Consider the following 15,874-nt stretch of genomic DNA (forward strand, 5'->3'; position numbering starts at 1 on the left):
ATTTATCCTGTTCTTTTAATTGCATATACAAGAACATCTATTCCATGAAATGATGCTGTCTTCTCATAACTCATTCCTGTTTTTCGGGCAACAAAGATAGAAGCCGGATGATCCGGATTAATAAGAGAGATGAGCTTATTTAGTCTTAATGCTTGGAAGCCGTAATCCCGAAATGCTGTCGCTGCTTCTTTTGCATATCCTTTCCCCCAATATTCTGGAAGTAACCAATAGCCAATTTCAATTTCTTCTTTCCCTTCTACTTGCTGCCTTACAAGCCCTGCATGCCCAATTGGTGTCCCCGTATCCTTTTCGATCATCAAAAATAATCCTAGACCATTTTTATAACCTGGAAGAACCCAGCTTTCGAGGCTTTTTTTACACTGCATATATGTTTTGGGAGTCCCACTCCCAATATAGCGCATCACTTTCTCATTTTGCCATAAGGAAGCGTAAAACTCTAAGTCATCCATCGTATACTTACGAAATTGTAAACGGTCTGTATGAAACATTCCCTTACTCCTTTCTCGTAGATTCTCTTACTATAACTGAAATAGGCAATCGAATCTGTTGTACAGGTTCTCCTTGTAATTGTTTATGCAATAAAGCAATGGAAGTTTTGGCCATGCTTTTAATAGAAGTTTGTATTGTCGTTATATTAGGATTCATCATCATCGAAAGTTCTTGATTATCAAATCCTATAACACCAAAATCTTGCGGAATACAAATGTTCAATCTTTGTGCTGTCATAATCATGCCAGCAGCTATTTCATCACTGCCTGTAAAGATTGCATCTGGCGTGTTTTGCATGGAATGGATGCTATGTATCACCTTTTTTCCGTCCTTCAATCCAAAACAATTTGGAAATATCCATTCTTGCTGTAGCTGTAGACCATACTCCTTTAAAGCCTTTTTATATCCTTGATATCTTTGTCTCTGCGCTTTACTTTTTAATGTATCGTAACAAAATCCTATACGTGTATACCCTTTTTCCAAAAGGTGCTTCGTTCCTATATATCCCGCTAATTCTTCATCGAATTGAACCGTAGATACCATTTCTGTTTCAACATGTTCATTACAAATAACAATTGCTCCTGAAGTTATTGCATGTTCTATTTCCTTCATTGGTAAAGAGAGTGTAGTAAAGATCAGTCCATCTAACTTCTTCGTCCTAATATATTGTAAAAATTCTCTTTCTCTCTCTATTTCATAATTTGATTGTAAGATTACAATATCATAGCAATCTATTTTTAGAATATCACTTAACTCTTGAATTAATTGACTAAAAAAAGGGTGATGTAAATTTGGTACAACTACACCGATTAAGTTTGTTTGCAGACGTCGTAAATCTTTCGCTGTCGCTACCGGTACATAATTCTTTTCATCAATAATCGCTTGCACTCTTGCCCTTAATTCCGGACGCACATATGGATGATGATTGATTACACGGGAAACAGTTGCTTTAGACACTCCAGCTAATTTAGCGATATCTTCAATGGTAGAAATCTTAATCCCCCCTTGACCTGTAATGGATTTCAGAGTGTACAGTTTATGGTAAGCTTTACATCTATTATAAACGAGGTGACATAAAATATGGGAAAAATTCAAATTTCAGGAGAGGTTATTGAAACAAAAGCGATTGCCTTTGATAAAGATGGTACATTGTTTCAAGCTATTCCGTTTTGGCAAGAAATTGATAGACTGCGAAAACAGAAATTTTCACAAATTGTTGGCGAAGAATACCAACTACTTTGGGAAAAAGCGGTTGGATTTACTCCCCCTAACCAAGTTGATTTCAAAGGTCTATTAGCAGTCGCATCTGAGGAAGAGGAAATGATTGTTGTTGCAAGCCTCTTATATCAAATTACAAAATATCCATGGCACCGTTGTAAAGAACTTGCCACTACTATTTTTAAGGATAGCAATGAACAGTTATGTGTTACAGAAGCTTTTCATCCTATACATGGGGCGGCCGACTGTATATATTCCTTACAAGAAGAAGAAATATATACAGGTATTCTTACCTCAGATAATAAATTGAGAACAAAAAAATGTATTGATTTACTTAACATACCGCCTCTACATTTTCTCTTTACTCCAGAAGATGTAGATAACGGAAAGCCGCATCCAGAAATGATTATAAAAGCATGTAAGCAACTTGATATTCGCCCAAGTGAGCTAGTGATGGTTGGCGATACTGTTGTAGATGTCAAAATGGCCAAAGAGGCTGGAAGTATTGCTGTAGGTATCGCTAATCATAAGCATGCTATAGAAGAATTAATGCCTTATGCGGATTTTATCATTACAGACTATAGTGATATACAAGTTTTAACGAAAAAAAAGCAGTAGACAAAAAATTTGTCTACTGCATCTATATCCATTAAAAAAACGACATAAACCCCCTCTTTTTAGGTGGGAGAGAGCATCTGGCCATGCATAGAAGCGGTCAGGGCCTTTTTCTGCCACATGCGAAGTAAAAACAGAAAGAGCAAACAAGTGGAGATTACTTTTTATTCTGCATCACAGGGATTTAGATGTCGAAAAATGAAAATGGATTTATATATATCATAACTAGTATCAAGAAAACTACAACTCTGAGGGCGGGGTAGATTTTCGATTATATACTATATAAGTACAAATTGAAAAATCGACATAAAACCTTTCTTTTTAGGTGGGAGAGAGAATCCAGCCATGCATAGAAGCGGTCAGATCCTTTTCCTGCCCCATGCCAGGTGAAAACAAAGAGAGAAAACGAGTGTAGATCACCTTTTGTTCTTCATAGCCGTGACTTATATGTTGGAAAATCAAAATGGATATATAGAGTATTCTGTTCTAACGGACGGTAAACCTTCTAATCTGTTAAGTGGAAGGTTTACCGCACATAAGAAGCATTTGTAGTAATTTAAGTAAGAGCTGTTAAATATTCGAAAACACGATGGGCTTCTTCTCCGCCCATCCTTGCGTGCTGAAGAAGTGGAATACCATGCGGACCCGATGTACGCACTGCCTCTGGTTGCGCCACTAAAATTGCTTGAATAATTTCCAGTTCTCCAAGCATCGCTGCAGCAAAAATATCCATTCTTGCTCCTTTTTCTAATAAATACAGGGCAATATCTCTGCGGCCTACATGCGCAGCTGCTCCTAAAGCACTTTCCCAATCAGCGCCGCCCCAATTATAAGAAGCATGAAGCAAACTTGGATGTTCCTCTAAAAGATCTTGTACTTTTTCAAAGTCTCCATGAGCCGCCATAACAAATTCTCTTACTAATTCAGTGTTAATACTTTTCTCTGTTTGCATAGTTCTTCTCCTTTTTCACAAATTCGTTTTGGAGTAAAAAATATTTTTTCACTTCCTTGAAAAATATCGGCCTCAATGCCAAAGATATGCTGAAACATTTGATGACATAACACGCATTCTGGTACTCCATCATATTGGATTTCTCCTTGCTTTAAAACGAGTAAACGATCGCTATACTGAGCCGCTTGATTAATATCATGAAGAACCATTACAATCGTCATCCCAAACTCTTCATTTAATCGTTTAACAAGCTCCATTACTTCTAACTGATGGACAATATCTAAAAAGGTTGTCGGCTCATCTAGCAATAATACATTTGTACGCTGCGCTAGTGTCATTGCAATCCAAGCACGTTGTCTTTCCCCGCCTGATAAAGATTGCAGGAGCCGATATTCATATCCTTCTAACTTTGTAACAGCCAATGCCCAATTCACAATGTCTTCATCTTCTTTATTTAAACGACTGTTCCATGATTTGTGAGGTTGTCTTCCGAACTCCACTAATTCCTTAACTGTTAAATCTGGCTGATAATCCTGCATTTGCGGCAGCATTGCTAACTTTCTCGCAACATCTGCACTTTTCATTGTATGAATGTTTTTTCTATCCAAAATAATTTCACCCGTGCCAGGATTAAGCAATCTTGCTATTAAACGTAACAGTGTAGACTTACCTGAACCATTTGGACCAATTAAACTCACAATTTCACCAGCTTTAATATGTACATTCATATTTTGAATTTGAAATCGTTCTGAATGCTCATAAAACACCGTTTTAACGGAAAGCACTTTGTTTTCCTCCTCTCTGAATTAAATATAAGAAGAATGGTCCACCTAGGAATGATAGTAAAATTCCAACAGGTAATTCAATCGGGTCAAACCAACTCCTTGCAATTGCATCTGCAAAAACAAGTAATACCCCACCACCTAAGCAAGACAACGGTAATAAATACCGATAATCATTTCCGACTAACAGACGTAACATGTGAGGCACAACTAGCCCAACAAATCCAATAAGTCCAGAAACACTTACCGCAATTCCAGCTAATAGTGTACTTACTACGATTAAGAAAAAACGACTACGTTCTACATTGTGCCCAAGTAACTTTGCCATTTCATCTCCAAGCATAAGCACACGAATATGCTTAATGCCAAAGAATGCTAAAATAATGGCGAAGATTGCATAATAAATAATCATGTTAAAATGTGCCCAGCTTACACCACCAATTCCACCTGCGAGCCATGGTAATACAGATTGCACTTTATCGCTATGAAGTAACATTAACGCTGAAGTTGCAGCACCTATTAAGGCATTTATCGAAACACCCACTAATACAATGCGCGAAGGCGGCGCTCCTTTTTGCCATGATAAAGCATAAATCACCATCGCTGTAATAAAAGCTCCTAAAAACGCTCCAAGCGGAAGAAATGCCATATGCTGTGGAAATAAAATCATAATAATGATCGCAACGAGTCCAGCTCCTGATGAAACGCCAATGATTCCAGGATCAGCAAGGGGATTTCGCATAACCCCTTGCAGTAAAGATCCCGATGCCGCTAAGCATGTCCCTACAATAAATCCAACGAGTACACGCGGTATTCGAAGATCCCACACAATTCGGTGTACCGTTGAGCTCTCATCTTGTATACCTGTTACAATGTCTTGTAATGAAAAGGATAAACTCCCTGCGATAATTCCATAAAAAAGGGCAAGGGCGGTTAATAAAACTAAACTAACCATTAATATCCATCTTTTCTTTGCAAAAGGATGTGCCTTTTCTTTCACTACTACACCACGCTGCATGTCCATCATTTCCTTACATCTTGTATACTTTTATACATAAAGTCCATTGCCTCAGTTACCTTCGTTCCAGGGTTTGAGCCGAATAAATCTGGCGGTAAAATAACAACGCGGTTTTGTTTCACCGCCTCTAAGTTTCTCCACGCCTCGTTTTTCATCATTTCACCTTCAAATGCTTTTTTCACTCCAACAGGATCGCCGTGTGTAATTAAGAAAATAACATCTGGATTTGCTTCAATAATACGTTCTACACTTAGCTGTGCGTATTGCGGATATTCTTTCATTTTTGGAAAGTCCGCGGCAATATTTTTACCACCTGTTTTTTCTAAAATATCACCTGATAAAGAATTTGGTAATGCTGCTAAATATGTACCTGGTGCTCCGTAAACTAGCAATGATTTTACATCACTCTTTTTCTCATATTTCTTCATTTGATCATTTATTTTTTGATTTAATTCTTTTGCTTTCTCTTCCTTCTGCATTAATGTTCCGTATATTTCAATACTTTTCTCAATATCTTTTACAGAATTTGCTGAGGAAATCATTACTTTTGTTCCTTGTCCCTCAACTGTTGGGATATTTTTTTGGAACCCATTATTTGCTACAAGAAGATCTGGCTTTAAACTAGCAATCTGTTCAAAGTTTGGTTGATGTGCATTCCCAATCACTTGCGCTTTCTTTAAGTCTTCAGAAAGTGTTAATTTTGTATCAGGACGCCCAATGACCTTGCCACCTAATTCATGAATAATATCCATATCACCGACACTCAGCGTAGCAAAACTTTTTGGCGCCTTATCAAATGTTATCTTTCTATCCGAGAAGTCTGTAATCTCGATTTGCTGTTTTTCCTTGTCTGTTTTTGTTGCGGACGCTTTTTCGTTGTCCTTTGCGCTGCAACCAATCAGTAAGAAGAAAATAGAACAAATCACTGTAAACAGCGGTATATATTTTTTCATTTCTTCACCTCTAATTGATAATGATAATCATTAACTTCTACTCCACTTTAATCGATAACGATTATCATTGTCAATATAAAGCGTATACATTTCCTACAAAATTTTACTTATACGAAAAAAACGCTACAAAAAGTTTCACTCTTTTTGTAGCGTTTCATCTATCAATCTTATTCATATTCGCTCTCCTCTAACCGATTTCGCAACTCTTTAGCACGTTTGAAAAAGAAAAATGATATACCTAAAAACAAAACAATGACACCCATCATCGCCAAGAATTGCATCGTTTCTCTTCCCTCATTAGGAAGCAATAAACCTATCATTAAAAATGTTCCTACTGCAAGAAGAACTTGACCGAAGCGAATATAATCTGCTATTTTCTGTTGTAATTCTTTCATACATCTACCACTCCTCTTTCTCACTGTATCATATTCTAATAGTTTCAGAGGCAAGTAAATACAACCAGTAAGGGAAAAGTTTTCCAAAGTAAAAAGAGCCGCTGCTAAACGGCTCTTTCAAATTTTCTATACACCTTTATAAGCTTGCATATACACTTCTTTCAGCTCTGAAATCAGCGGTAATTTTGGATTCGCTGTTGTACATTGATCTTCAAATGCTCGTTCAGAAAGTACATCAACAACCGCTTCAAATGCTTCTTTTTCAACACCTTGTCCAGCAATGCTCATATTAATATTTAATTCTTTTCCAAGAGCAATAATGGCTTGTACTAATGATTCCACGCCTTCTTCTACTGTACGTGCTGGAAGCCCAAGCATTCTTGCAATATGTGCGTAACGCTCATCTGCAACAAAGTGCTCATATTTTGGGAACAGTGCATGTTTTCTCGGTTTAATTGCATTATAGCGAATGACATGCGGCATTAAGATTGCATTCGCACGGCCGTGCGGAATATGAAATTCCGGTCCAATTTTATGTGCCAAGCTATGGTTAATACCAAGAAACGCATTCGCAAACGCCATCCCAGCAATTGCTGAAGCATTATGCATTTTCTCACGTGCTTCTTCGTCATTGCCATCTTTATATGCTCTTGGTAAATATTTAAACACAAGATCAATTGCTTTTAACGCTAAACCATCTGTATAATCATTTGCCATGATAGATACGTACGCTTCAATGGCATGTGTTAATACATCCATTCCAGTATCTGCTGTTACATGCGGTGGTACCGTCATTACAAATTGCGGATCAACAATCGCTACATCTGGTGTTAATTCATAGTCAGCAAGCGGGTATTTTATATTGTTCTTTTTATCTGTAATAACCGCAAATGGTGTCACTTCTGAACCTGTACCTGATGTTGTTGGAATCGCAACAAACTGCGCTTTAGTTCCTAGTTTTGGATATTTACATGTACGTTTTCTAATATCTAAAAACTTTTGTTTTATACCAAAGAATTCTGTTTCTGGGTGCTCATAAAATAGCCACATTCCTTTTGCTGCATCCATCGCTGATCCGCCGCCAAGAGCAATAATAACGTCTGGTTTGAAGCTTCTCATCATTTCTGCACCTTTAAATACAGTTTCATCTGACGGATCTGGTTCTACTTCAGAGAATATTTCTACTTTTACATCATTTCTATGTTGAGCTAAATAATGCGTTACCACATCAACATATCCATGCTGCACCATTCCAGCATCTGTTACAATGAATGCACGTGAAATGTTCGGCATACTTGCTAAATACTGTGTAGCGTGTTTTTCAAAATAAATTTTTGGTGGCAGCTTGAACCACTGCATATTCTTTTTTCTATTTGCAAGTCTCTTTACGTTCATTAAATGTGTTGCCGTTACGTTTTGAGATACAGAATTTTTTCCGTATGATCCGCATCCAAGTGTAAGTGATGGAATGAAGGCATTATATACATCACCAATTCCGCCTTGTGATGACGGAGCATTTACAATAAGACGACATGCTTTCATACGTAAGCCAAACTGTTTTTGTACTTCCGGATTTGTAGAGTGAATAACCGCAGAATGTCCTAAACCGCCAAGCTCTAACATGTTTTCACAATGCTGCAATCCTTCTTCTAATGAATTTGCTTTTATACAAGCTAATACTGGACTTAATTTTTCACGAGATAACGGATAAGCTGCGCCGACTCCTTTAATTTCAGCTACAAGCATCTTTGTGTCTTCTGGTACAGTAATTCCTACTAATGCCGCAATATAATAAGGCGATTTCCCAACAATATCACTATTTACTGCACATGTATTCTCATTAATAACAAGTTTCTCTAATTTTTTTCGTTCATCTTCTGTTACAAAGTAACAATTGTTCGCTATCATTTCTTGTTTCACATCATTATAGATTTCTTTATCTACAATAATTGCTTGTTCAGAAGCACAAATCATACCGTTATCAAACGTTTTTGATAAAATCACATCATTTACAGCGCGTTTTACGTTCGCTGATTTTTCCATGTAGCATGGAACGTTACCTGGTCCTACTCCTAGAGCTGGTTTACCAGTAGAATATGCTGATTTCACCATTCCTGCTCCTCCAGTTGCTAAAACAAGCGCTACACCTTCATGATTCATTAATTGTTTTGTTGCCTCAACAGAAGGCTTTTCAATCCATTGAATACAGTTCTCTGGTGCACCAGCTTTCACTGCAGCATCGCGCACTGTTTTTGCAGCAGCGATAGAACATTGCTGCGCTGAAGGGTGGAATGCAAAAATAATTGGATTTCTCGTTTTCATCGCAATGATCGCTTTAAACATCGTTGTTGAAGTTGGATTTGTTACTGGCGTTACCCCAGCAACCACACCGACCGGCTCTGCAATTTCTATTACTTCCTCATGCGGATCCTCACGAATGATCCCCACTGTTTTGTCATTTTTTATGCTATTCCAAATATATTCAGTTGCAAAAATATTTTTAATACATTTATCCTCATATACACCGCGTCCTGTTTCTTCAACTGCCATTTTCGCAAGCGGCATATGTTGATCCACACCCGCAAGTGCCATTTCATGTACAATTTTATCAACTTGTTCTTGTGTAAAACCTTCTAATGCTTGTAAAGCTTTTTTACCATTCTTTACTAACGTCTCAATCATTTCTGTTACTTCTTGTGTTTCATTTACAACTTTCTCTTTGACTACCATGTAATTTCCTCCTATTCTGCTATATGGACTTAAACAGTCCCTACGGGTCTTAATAAGTCCATATTGGCCTAAAAAAAATAGAGTTACTTTTCCTACATGAATCCCATTGTTTGTGAAACTTTTCACAAGTTTATGTGTGAGTATCGTTTCATGAATCTAATATACACGAAATATTTTTATTTGTGTGTGTCTAATTTGTGAAACATTTCACAAATAGAACTAAAAACAAGCACCGCCCTATATAGCAGTGCTTGTTCATTATGCTAACGCTTGTGCTAAATCTTCAATTAAATCCTCGCCATCTTCAATGCCAACAGAAATGCGAATTAATGTATCTGTAATTCCTAACTCTTTGCGGCGATCCGCTGGAATAGATGCGTGTGTCATTTGCGCTGGAATAGAAATTAAACTTTCGACCGCGCCTAAACTTTCAGCAAGTGTAAAGTACTGTACTTTCTCAAGCACTTTATTTAACGTTTCTTCACTGTCCACATCAAATGAGATAATCGCACCATATCCATTTGCTTGTTCTTTTGCTAATTCATGATTCGAATGTGATTTAAGACCTGGGTAATACACTTTATTTATTTTTGGGTGATTGTTTAAAAACTCAGCAATCGCACGTGAGTTTGTTTCATGCTCTTCCATACGGATTCCTAATGTTTTTAAACCACGAAGTAATAAGAAGCTGTCTTGTGGTCCAAGAATACCACCTGTTGAGTTTTGTACAAAATGAAGATCTTCTGCTAATTGTGGGCTATTTACAACAACTAAACCAGCAACAACATCACTATGTCCACCTAAATATTTCGTTGCACTATGAAGTACAATATCTGCCCCTAGAGAAATTGGTGACTGCCAGTATGGTGTCATGAATGTGTTATCAATAATTGTTAGTAAACCTTTTTCTTTTGCAAATGTAGAAATTTGCTTAATATCCGTAATTTTTAATAACGGGTTTGTTGGTGTTTCTACATAGATTGCCTTCGTATTCGGACGAACTGCCTCTGCTACTTCATTTACATTTGTTGTATCTACAAATGTATGTTCAATACCGAAGCGATTTAATACTTTTGTAATGACGCGATATGTCCCGCCATAAACGTCATCTGTTAAAATGACATGATCCCCTTTTGAAAACAACATAATCGTTGCTGTAATAGCAGCCATTCCTGAACCAAACGCAAAGCCTGCATGACCGTTTTCTAATACAGCAATCATTTCTTCTAATGCTGCACGCGTTGGATTACCTGTACGTGAATATTCGTACCCTTGATGTTTACCAACTGCTTCTTGTCTATACGTACTTGTTTGATAAATTGGTACGTTTACAGATCCAGTTGATAGTTCTCCTATGCGAATACCATGAATTAACTTTGTTTTTGCTCTCATTTTTATTCCCATCCCTTGTATATGTCTTTACTTAAATAACGCTCACTGCTATCTGGAAAAATCGTGACAATATTTGTACCTGGTTTTGCTTTTTCAGCTTCTAATAGGCTTGCATGAAATGCCGCACCTGAAGAACTACCAACAAGAAGGCCTTCTTTCTGTGCTAACTCTTTCACACGTCTAAATGCATTTCGATCAGAAATGGTATAAATTTCATCAAAATAAGATGGTTTTAAAAATGGTGGAATGAATTCAAGACCAATTCCTTCTGTTTCATGTGAACCAGCCTCACCACCATTTAAAATAGATCCTTCTGGTTCTACAATTACTGTTTTAATTTCACGATTTTGTTCTTTTAAATAAGACGCAGTCCCCATAAATGTACCACCAGTACCTGCACCTGCCACAAATATGTTAATTTCTCCATCCAATGCTTCCCACAGCTCAGGGCCTAATGTTTTGAAATAAGCTCGTGGATTTGCATCATTTGCAAATTGACTTGGAGAGTATGAATTTGGAATTTCTCTTACTAATTCTTTTGCCTTTGCAATTGCACCGGTCATCCCTTGTTCAGTTGGTGTATGCACAACCATTGCACCGAGTGCTTTCATTAGCTCTTGTTTTTCAACGCTAAACTTCTCAGGCACACAAACAATAACACGTAAATTATACTCTAGTGCAGCAAGTGCCAGTCCAATACCAGTATTCCCCGCCGTTGGCTCAATAAGCGTTCCACCTTGTGTCACGAGCCCTTTTGCTAGTGCATCTTCAATCAATTCTCTTCCTAAGCGATCTTTCACGCTTCCACCTGGATTATAAAATTCAAGCTTTGCAAATAAACGAACGCCCTCTGGAAGTGAAAAACGAGTAATTTCTACAATCGGTGTATGACCGATTAATTCGTGAACCCCGCGATACACCTTCATCGTGTTTCCTCCTTATTTGCCAATAAAAAAAGGCAACTGTTTGTATTTTCTTTATATGAGACAGTTGCCTTTTTGTTACATTATTTTAACTCTTCTAGTACTTTTACAATAAAGTTTGTAGAATGAAGAGCTGCTTGATCTAAAAATTGATCAAATGAAACGTTTGATTCTTTACCAGCAATATCAGAAAGTGCACGAATAATCACAAATGGAACTTCATATTGATGGCATACTTGTGCAACCGCTGCTGCTTCCATTTCTACTGCGTAAAGGTTTTCGAATTTATCACGGATTGCTGCAACTCGGCTTGGATCACTCATAAATGAATCACCTGTTGCAATCATCCCTTTCACAACTTGAATATTTTCTTCCGCTTTCATACATTTCTCTGCTAATGCAACTAATGCCTCATCAGCTTTAAATCCTGGCGGCATTCCTGGCACTTGACCATATTCATAATCAAATGCAGTTACATCTACGTCATGATGGCGAACTTCAGTTGAGATCACAACATCCCCAACATTTAAAGATTGGTGGAATCCACCAGCTGAACCTGTATTAATTACTTTTTCAGGCTGGTATCTCTCTAATAAAATTGTCGTTGACATCGCTGCGTTCACTTTACCAATACCAGACTTTAACAAGATTACTTCATGTCCCGCTAATGTCCCTTTCGTGAATTCACAACCTGCAACGATTTCTGTTTCTGCCTGTTCTAATTTGTCACGTAAAATACGTACTTCTTCTTCCATTGCTCCAATTACAGCAATTCTCAATCTAATCCCTCTTTCTATTGCTTAGTTGCCTCCATTACCCAAACGAAATGATTTAATCTCGTAAACGTTACATGGAAGCCATTGTTTTCAAAAATAGATTGCATGATCGGAATACGTGTATAGTATTCTGTTTGCAAATCATTCGCTAACTGATGAAAACCCCTTTGTTTTGCGGCTTCAACAGTTTTATCATACGCTTCTTGATCTGCAAATATCGTATCAGCAAAGACTATTTTACCACCTTTGTTCAACAATTGACTATATTTCGCAATTGCCACATCTTTTTCAGCATCTGTTAAATGATGAAATGCATAGGTGCTTACAATGGTATCAATAGCATTTGGGACATCAAATTCAAGAAAATCTCCCTCTGTAACTGAAAATTCTTTCGGCAATTTTTCTTTTGCAATAGCACGCATTTCACGTGACGGCTCTATACCGTAAACAGTATGGCCGGCAAGTAATAATTTATTTGTTAAATTGCCAGTACCAACACCAAATTCTAATACATTTCCAAACGATTTGTTTACTACATCCTCTAAAATGTCCTCATAATGGGCGAAAACTTCTTTATATTGTATATCTTCGCCTTGTACGAATGAATCATACGTATGAGCCCATTCATCAAATAAACCATTAAACTCTGTACCCATAAATAATTCCCCTTTTTCTTATCGGTTTTATCAGTATAATATGCCTTCCTTGTGAAAATGTCAATCGAAATGTACATGGTATTTCCTTCTTTTCTTTGTTACACTAGACTTGATTATGTAGAGAGGGGCGATCTTCATGTCATTTACCTTTGAGATGTTAGAAGATAAAGTAGAATTTTTTGAGGCAGCAGACTTAGTTTCTTTAGAAAAGAAAATTAACGAACAAATTGATAATAACAAAGCACTTATGCTAGAAGTTCATCACATTTCTCATCAAATGATTATGGATCCTGAAAGCAAAAGACCTTATTATAGTGCTGTTGTTCATTTTAAATTAAAAAAGTTACGCTAACAAAAAAGAGAGAGGTTATAAGAACCTCTCTCTTTTAGTTTAGAGTTTGAACAAGCGTTGGTTTCCAACCCTCATTATCTACCCAGTCAATATTTACATAGTATTTCTTCCCAGTTTGCTTATCTTGAACATTACCGTATGCTTTATTCTTACCATTATTTCCAATACGATGAATAATCAATTGATCTACTGGCACTTCAATTGCAGAGGCAATTGCTTGATTCATTTCATTCCAATCTGCTGATCCTTTTTGGAATGTCATTGCCGGTGTTGTACCTTGCGTTGTACCTACTGGTTTCCAAGAAGGTTTTGTATAAGCATCCGTTGCCTTTGGCTGTGTTTTTTCAGCTGGTACCTTTTCGTTTGCTTTTGCTGCTTCTTCAGCCTTTTGTTTCTCTTCTTCAGCTTTTTTCTTTGCTTCTGCTTGCTCCTGTTTCTTCGCTTCTTCTTTCTCTTTCGTTTTCTCAGTTTTATTATCCTTTGTTGTTTGCTGAGATGCTTTATTCTCTTTCGAAGATGCTTGTTCTGTCGTATCAGAAGTAAAGAATATTTGGTACGCTACAACAATGACTGCTAGCAATACGATAGCAATCGCAATATTTAAAACACCGTTTTGACGACGTTTTTGTTGTTTCTCTTGGAATCTAGATCCTCCTGCCATTCTTTCAAACCTCCATGCAGTTTTTCCTACTTGCTATTGTAACATTAAATCTAGAAAGGTTGAACAATTACAATGATATTTTCATGAAATGAAAACATTTAGTAAACTATTGCAAGATTACTTCTAGTCTTCCAAATGCGCAATTTCTTCCACAAATTCTTCAAAAATCGGTGTTACACGATTTTGGTCATTAGCGGTTTCTATGTCGACTACAACTAAAGCATACCTTGGATTTTCATAGGGAAAATAACCCGCAAACCAACGATTTACCCGATTTCCTTTTCCTGTTTGTGCAGTCCCAGATTTTCCAGCAATAGATAAGGGTGATGGTTGAAAGACCGAACCAGTTCCTTTCTCCATCGTTACTACATTTCTTAATAATTCTTGTACTTTTCTTACCGTTTCATAAGGAAGTTGTCTTCCTTCCAACTTATGATCTTCGAATTGAAAAAAACTCGTTCCGTTTTTATATCGTACTTCTTTTACAGCCTTTACTTCCCGCTTCTCTCCACCGCGGGCAATCGTTGCCATCATATTTGCAATAGCTAAAGGGGATATTCGTACATCCTTTTGCCCAATTGCCGTTTGAGCAATCGCTTTATGACTGCCTTTATTTTCTTCCCCATTCCAAACAATCGCATCCTTTTCTTCTGGCAATTGTTTAAACTCCGCTGCATGGAACACGGAACCCTTCCATCCAACTTCTCCGCTTGCTCCTAACGCCTCTAAATATGCTTCTATCACCTTTTTATCCTTTTGCATCAATTCGTTACCAAGCACAGCAAATGTGCGGTTACAGCTTCTAGCAAAGCTGTCTTTAAAGTTTAATTGGCCCATCCTAACTTGCGGAAGTTTTTCACCATATGGATCCGTATCACAGTTAAACGTACGGTTACGCTGAACAAGATTTTGATCAATTGCCGCAGCAGCTATTACTGTCTTAAAAACAGAACCAGGAAAATGAGGCGTTAACATTTGGTTTTCCACCGCTTGCTGATATGTACGCTCATCATTCGTCTGTAAAGATGGTTTACTCACCATTGCTAAAATTTCACTCTTTTTCACATCAAGTAGTACTAATCCACCTTTTTTTATTCCATACATTTGTATAAGCTCTTCTGCTTTTTGTTGCAATGATTTTTCTATCGTTGTTTGAATCGTAACGGGATAAAATGGATTTCCAGGGGATGTATATTTTGCTTGTTTTCCAAAAATCGGTTCTCCCTGCCTGTCTACTTGATATAATACTTTTGTTTCTCCATCAGTCATTAGAAATTCATCAAATGATTGTTGCAATCCGGAAATACCAATCGGTGTTTGGCTAGGTAACTTTTTCATCTCTCCATATCGTTTTTGAAATTCCTTCTCGTTTTCTCCTACTGCACCGATTAAATGTTCTGCTTCTGATATTTGTTTCATCCTGACTTCAGTTGCTACCATACCTAACATATCAGCACGATTAATCTTCTCCATCTGTTCTTTCGTTAATCGGAATGGTCTATCACCTCTTTGAAATATAAATGGTTTCTGTTTATCTTTCATTTGTGCCTTTACGTCTTGCCCTGGCACACCAATAATATGCGTAATTTTCTCTAACATGTCATTTTTTATTTGTAGAAATGGAAAAATAACTAACACTGGATATTTTACTTCACCAAGTTCCGTTCCATTTCGATCAACAAAATGCCCCCTACCGTTATCCACTGTAACTGCTTGTGTACGCTGAGCGACACTTTTTTCAATTAAATTGATATGCTTATCCGTAAATGACTCAGTAGCTATCAGTTGTATTTGTGCTAGCCTACCAAGTAATGCAAGCATCATACATGTAAAACAGAGTAAGGTGATCATAATTCTCCGCTTGATTTTCATAAAACAACACCTCGTCTATTTCAGTTTAGACGAGGTGTTGTTCCTTTTATACAAAACATAATGAGCGTT

The 15,874-nt window shown here is 37.2% G+C and carries 16 protein-coding genes; 2 read left to right on the forward strand and 14 right to left on the reverse strand.

What is annotated here, in order from left to right; genetic code table 11:
* Nucleotides 1-2 precede the first annotated feature (2 nt).
* Both ACIQ7L_RS08260 and ACIQ7L_RS08265 read right to left on the reverse strand, forming a co-directional pair.
* Nucleotides 3-509: a GNAT family N-acetyltransferase gene (locus tag ACIQ7L_RS08260; protein ID WP_400568090.1), complete on the reverse strand. Its 507-nt coding sequence runs from the start codon at nt 507-509 to the stop codon at nt 3-5.
* A 4-nt stretch (nt 510-513) separates the two neighbouring features.
* Entirely contained in the window at nt 514-1,605 is a 1,092-nt protein-coding gene (locus ACIQ7L_RS08265) for a LacI family DNA-binding transcriptional regulator (RefSeq protein ID WP_400568092.1), read from the reverse strand.
* Here ACIQ7L_RS08265 and ACIQ7L_RS08270 point away from each other — a divergent pair.
* Complete coding sequence (locus ACIQ7L_RS08270) at nt 1,591-2,346, forward strand: HAD family hydrolase (protein ID WP_400568093.1); 756 nt, start codon at nt 1,591-1,593, stop codon at nt 2,344-2,346. The genes ACIQ7L_RS08265 and ACIQ7L_RS08270 overlap by 15 nt on opposite strands.
* A 553-nt stretch (nt 2,347-2,899) precedes the next feature.
* On the opposite strand, the gene ACIQ7L_RS08275 is transcribed toward ACIQ7L_RS08270, so the two are convergent.
* The 10 genes from ACIQ7L_RS08275 to ACIQ7L_RS08320 form a co-directional block, all read right to left on the reverse strand.
* Entirely contained in the window at nt 2,900-3,295 is a 396-nt protein-coding gene (locus ACIQ7L_RS08275; protein WP_400568095.1) for an ankyrin repeat domain-containing protein, read from the reverse strand.
* Nucleotides 3,262-4,080: an ABC transporter ATP-binding protein gene (locus ACIQ7L_RS08280; RefSeq protein WP_400568096.1), complete on the reverse strand. Its 819-nt coding sequence runs from the start codon at nt 4,078-4,080 to the stop codon at nt 3,262-3,264. The genes ACIQ7L_RS08275 and ACIQ7L_RS08280 overlap by 34 nt, the downstream gene beginning before the upstream one ends.
* Complete coding sequence (locus tag ACIQ7L_RS08285) at nt 4,067-5,095, reverse strand: FecCD family ABC transporter permease (protein WP_400568188.1); 1,029 nt, start codon at nt 5,093-5,095, stop codon at nt 4,067-4,069. The genes ACIQ7L_RS08280 and ACIQ7L_RS08285 overlap by 14 nt, the downstream gene beginning before the upstream one ends.
* A gap of 5 nt (nt 5,096-5,100) precedes the next feature.
* Entirely contained in the window at nt 5,101-6,048 is a 948-nt protein-coding gene (locus tag ACIQ7L_RS08290; protein WP_400568098.1) for a helical backbone metal receptor, read from the reverse strand.
* 167 nt (nt 6,049-6,215) lie between these two features.
* A complete protein-coding gene (locus ACIQ7L_RS08295; protein ID WP_400568099.1) occupies nt 6,216-6,443 on the reverse strand; it encodes a YrhC family protein in 228 nt (75 codons plus the stop codon).
* A gap of 126 nt (nt 6,444-6,569) precedes the next feature.
* Entirely contained in the window at nt 6,570-9,173 is a 2,604-nt protein-coding gene (adhE, locus tag ACIQ7L_RS08300) for a bifunctional acetaldehyde-CoA/alcohol dehydrogenase (protein WP_400568101.1), read from the reverse strand.
* Between the two features lie 258 nt (nt 9,174-9,431).
* Nucleotides 9,432-10,565, reverse strand: coding sequence for a bifunctional cystathionine gamma-lyase/homocysteine desulfhydrase (locus ACIQ7L_RS08305; RefSeq protein ID WP_400568103.1), 1,134 nt, complete (start codon nt 10,563-10,565; stop codon nt 9,432-9,434).
* Between the two features lie 2 nt (nt 10,566-10,567).
* Nucleotides 10,568-11,491, reverse strand: coding sequence for an O-acetylserine dependent cystathionine beta-synthase (locus ACIQ7L_RS08310; protein ID WP_400568105.1), 924 nt, complete (start codon nt 11,489-11,491; stop codon nt 10,568-10,570).
* 80 nt (nt 11,492-11,571) lie between these two features.
* Nucleotides 11,572-12,267: a 5'-methylthioadenosine/S-adenosylhomocysteine nucleosidase gene (mtnN, locus tag ACIQ7L_RS08315; RefSeq protein ID WP_400568107.1), complete on the reverse strand. Its 696-nt coding sequence runs from the start codon at nt 12,265-12,267 to the stop codon at nt 11,572-11,574.
* 14 nt (nt 12,268-12,281) lie between these two features.
* Nucleotides 12,282-12,920, reverse strand: coding sequence for a class I SAM-dependent DNA methyltransferase (locus tag ACIQ7L_RS08320; protein WP_400568108.1), 639 nt, complete (start codon nt 12,918-12,920; stop codon nt 12,282-12,284).
* A 136-nt stretch (nt 12,921-13,056) separates the two neighbouring features.
* Between ACIQ7L_RS08320 and ACIQ7L_RS08325 the strand changes: the two genes are divergently transcribed.
* The gene (locus tag ACIQ7L_RS08325) at nt 13,057-13,272 is read left to right on the forward strand and encodes a YrzA family protein (protein WP_400568110.1); all 216 of its coding nucleotides are present in this window, start codon (nt 13,057-13,059) and stop codon (nt 13,270-13,272) included.
* 34 nt (nt 13,273-13,306) lie between these two features.
* Here ACIQ7L_RS08325 and ACIQ7L_RS08330 read toward each other — a convergent pair whose 3' ends face one another.
* Nucleotides 13,307-13,933: a YrrS family protein gene (locus ACIQ7L_RS08330; protein WP_097897004.1), complete on the reverse strand. Its 627-nt coding sequence runs from the start codon at nt 13,931-13,933 to the stop codon at nt 13,307-13,309.
* A 123-nt stretch (nt 13,934-14,056) separates the two neighbouring features.
* Nucleotides 14,057-15,805, reverse strand: coding sequence for a peptidoglycan D,D-transpeptidase FtsI family protein (locus ACIQ7L_RS08335; RefSeq protein ID WP_400568113.1), 1,749 nt, complete (start codon nt 15,803-15,805; stop codon nt 14,057-14,059).
* Nucleotides 15,806-15,874 lie beyond the last annotated feature (69 nt).

It is taken from the genome of Bacillus sp. NPDC094106, assembly GCF_044764345.1.
Lineage (GTDB): Bacteria > Bacillota > Bacilli > Bacillales > Bacillaceae_G > Bacillus_A.

What these genes read in the sequence shown, in the direction of transcription:
- ACIQ7L_RS08260 (WP_400568090.1), bottom strand. Translation starts at nt 509, where the DNA reads ATGTTTCATACAGACCGTTTACAATTTCGTAAGTATACGATGGATGAC.
- ACIQ7L_RS08270 (WP_400568093.1), top strand. Translation starts at nt 1,591, where the DNA reads ATGGGAAAAATTCAAATTTCAGGAGAGGTTATTGAAACAAAAGCGATT.
- ACIQ7L_RS08275 (WP_400568095.1), bottom strand. Translation starts at nt 3,295, where the DNA reads ATGCAAACAGAGAAAAGTATTAACACTGAATTAGTAAGAGAATTTGTT.
- ACIQ7L_RS08285 (WP_400568188.1), bottom strand. Translation starts at nt 5,095, where the DNA reads ATGCAGCGTGGTGTAGTAGTGAAAGAAAAGGCACATCCTTTTGCAAAG.
- ACIQ7L_RS08290 (WP_400568098.1), bottom strand. Translation starts at nt 6,048, where the DNA reads ATGAAAAAATATATACCGCTGTTTACAGTGATTTGTTCTATTTTCTTC.
- ACIQ7L_RS08295 (WP_400568099.1), bottom strand. Translation starts at nt 6,443, where the DNA reads ATGAAAGAATTACAACAGAAAATAGCAGATTATATTCGCTTCGGTCAA.
- adhE (WP_400568101.1), bottom strand. Translation starts at nt 9,173, where the DNA reads ATGGTAGTCAAAGAGAAAGTTGTAAATGAAACACAAGAAGTAACAGAA.
- ACIQ7L_RS08305 (WP_400568103.1), bottom strand. Translation starts at nt 10,565, where the DNA reads ATGAGAGCAAAAACAAAGTTAATTCATGGTATTCGCATAGGAGAACTA.
- ACIQ7L_RS08310 (WP_400568105.1), bottom strand. Translation starts at nt 11,491, where the DNA reads ATGAAGGTGTATCGCGGGGTTCACGAATTAATCGGTCATACACCGATT.
- ACIQ7L_RS08320 (WP_400568108.1), bottom strand. Translation starts at nt 12,920, where the DNA reads ATGGGTACAGAGTTTAATGGTTTATTTGATGAATGGGCTCATACGTAT.
- ACIQ7L_RS08325 (WP_400568110.1), top strand. Translation starts at nt 13,057, where the DNA reads ATGTCATTTACCTTTGAGATGTTAGAAGATAAAGTAGAATTTTTTGAG.
- ACIQ7L_RS08330 (WP_097897004.1), bottom strand. Translation starts at nt 13,933, where the DNA reads ATGGCAGGAGGATCTAGATTCCAAGAGAAACAACAAAAACGTCGTCAA.
- ACIQ7L_RS08335 (WP_400568113.1), bottom strand. Translation starts at nt 15,805, where the DNA reads ATGAAAATCAAGCGGAGAATTATGATCACCTTACTCTGTTTTACATGT.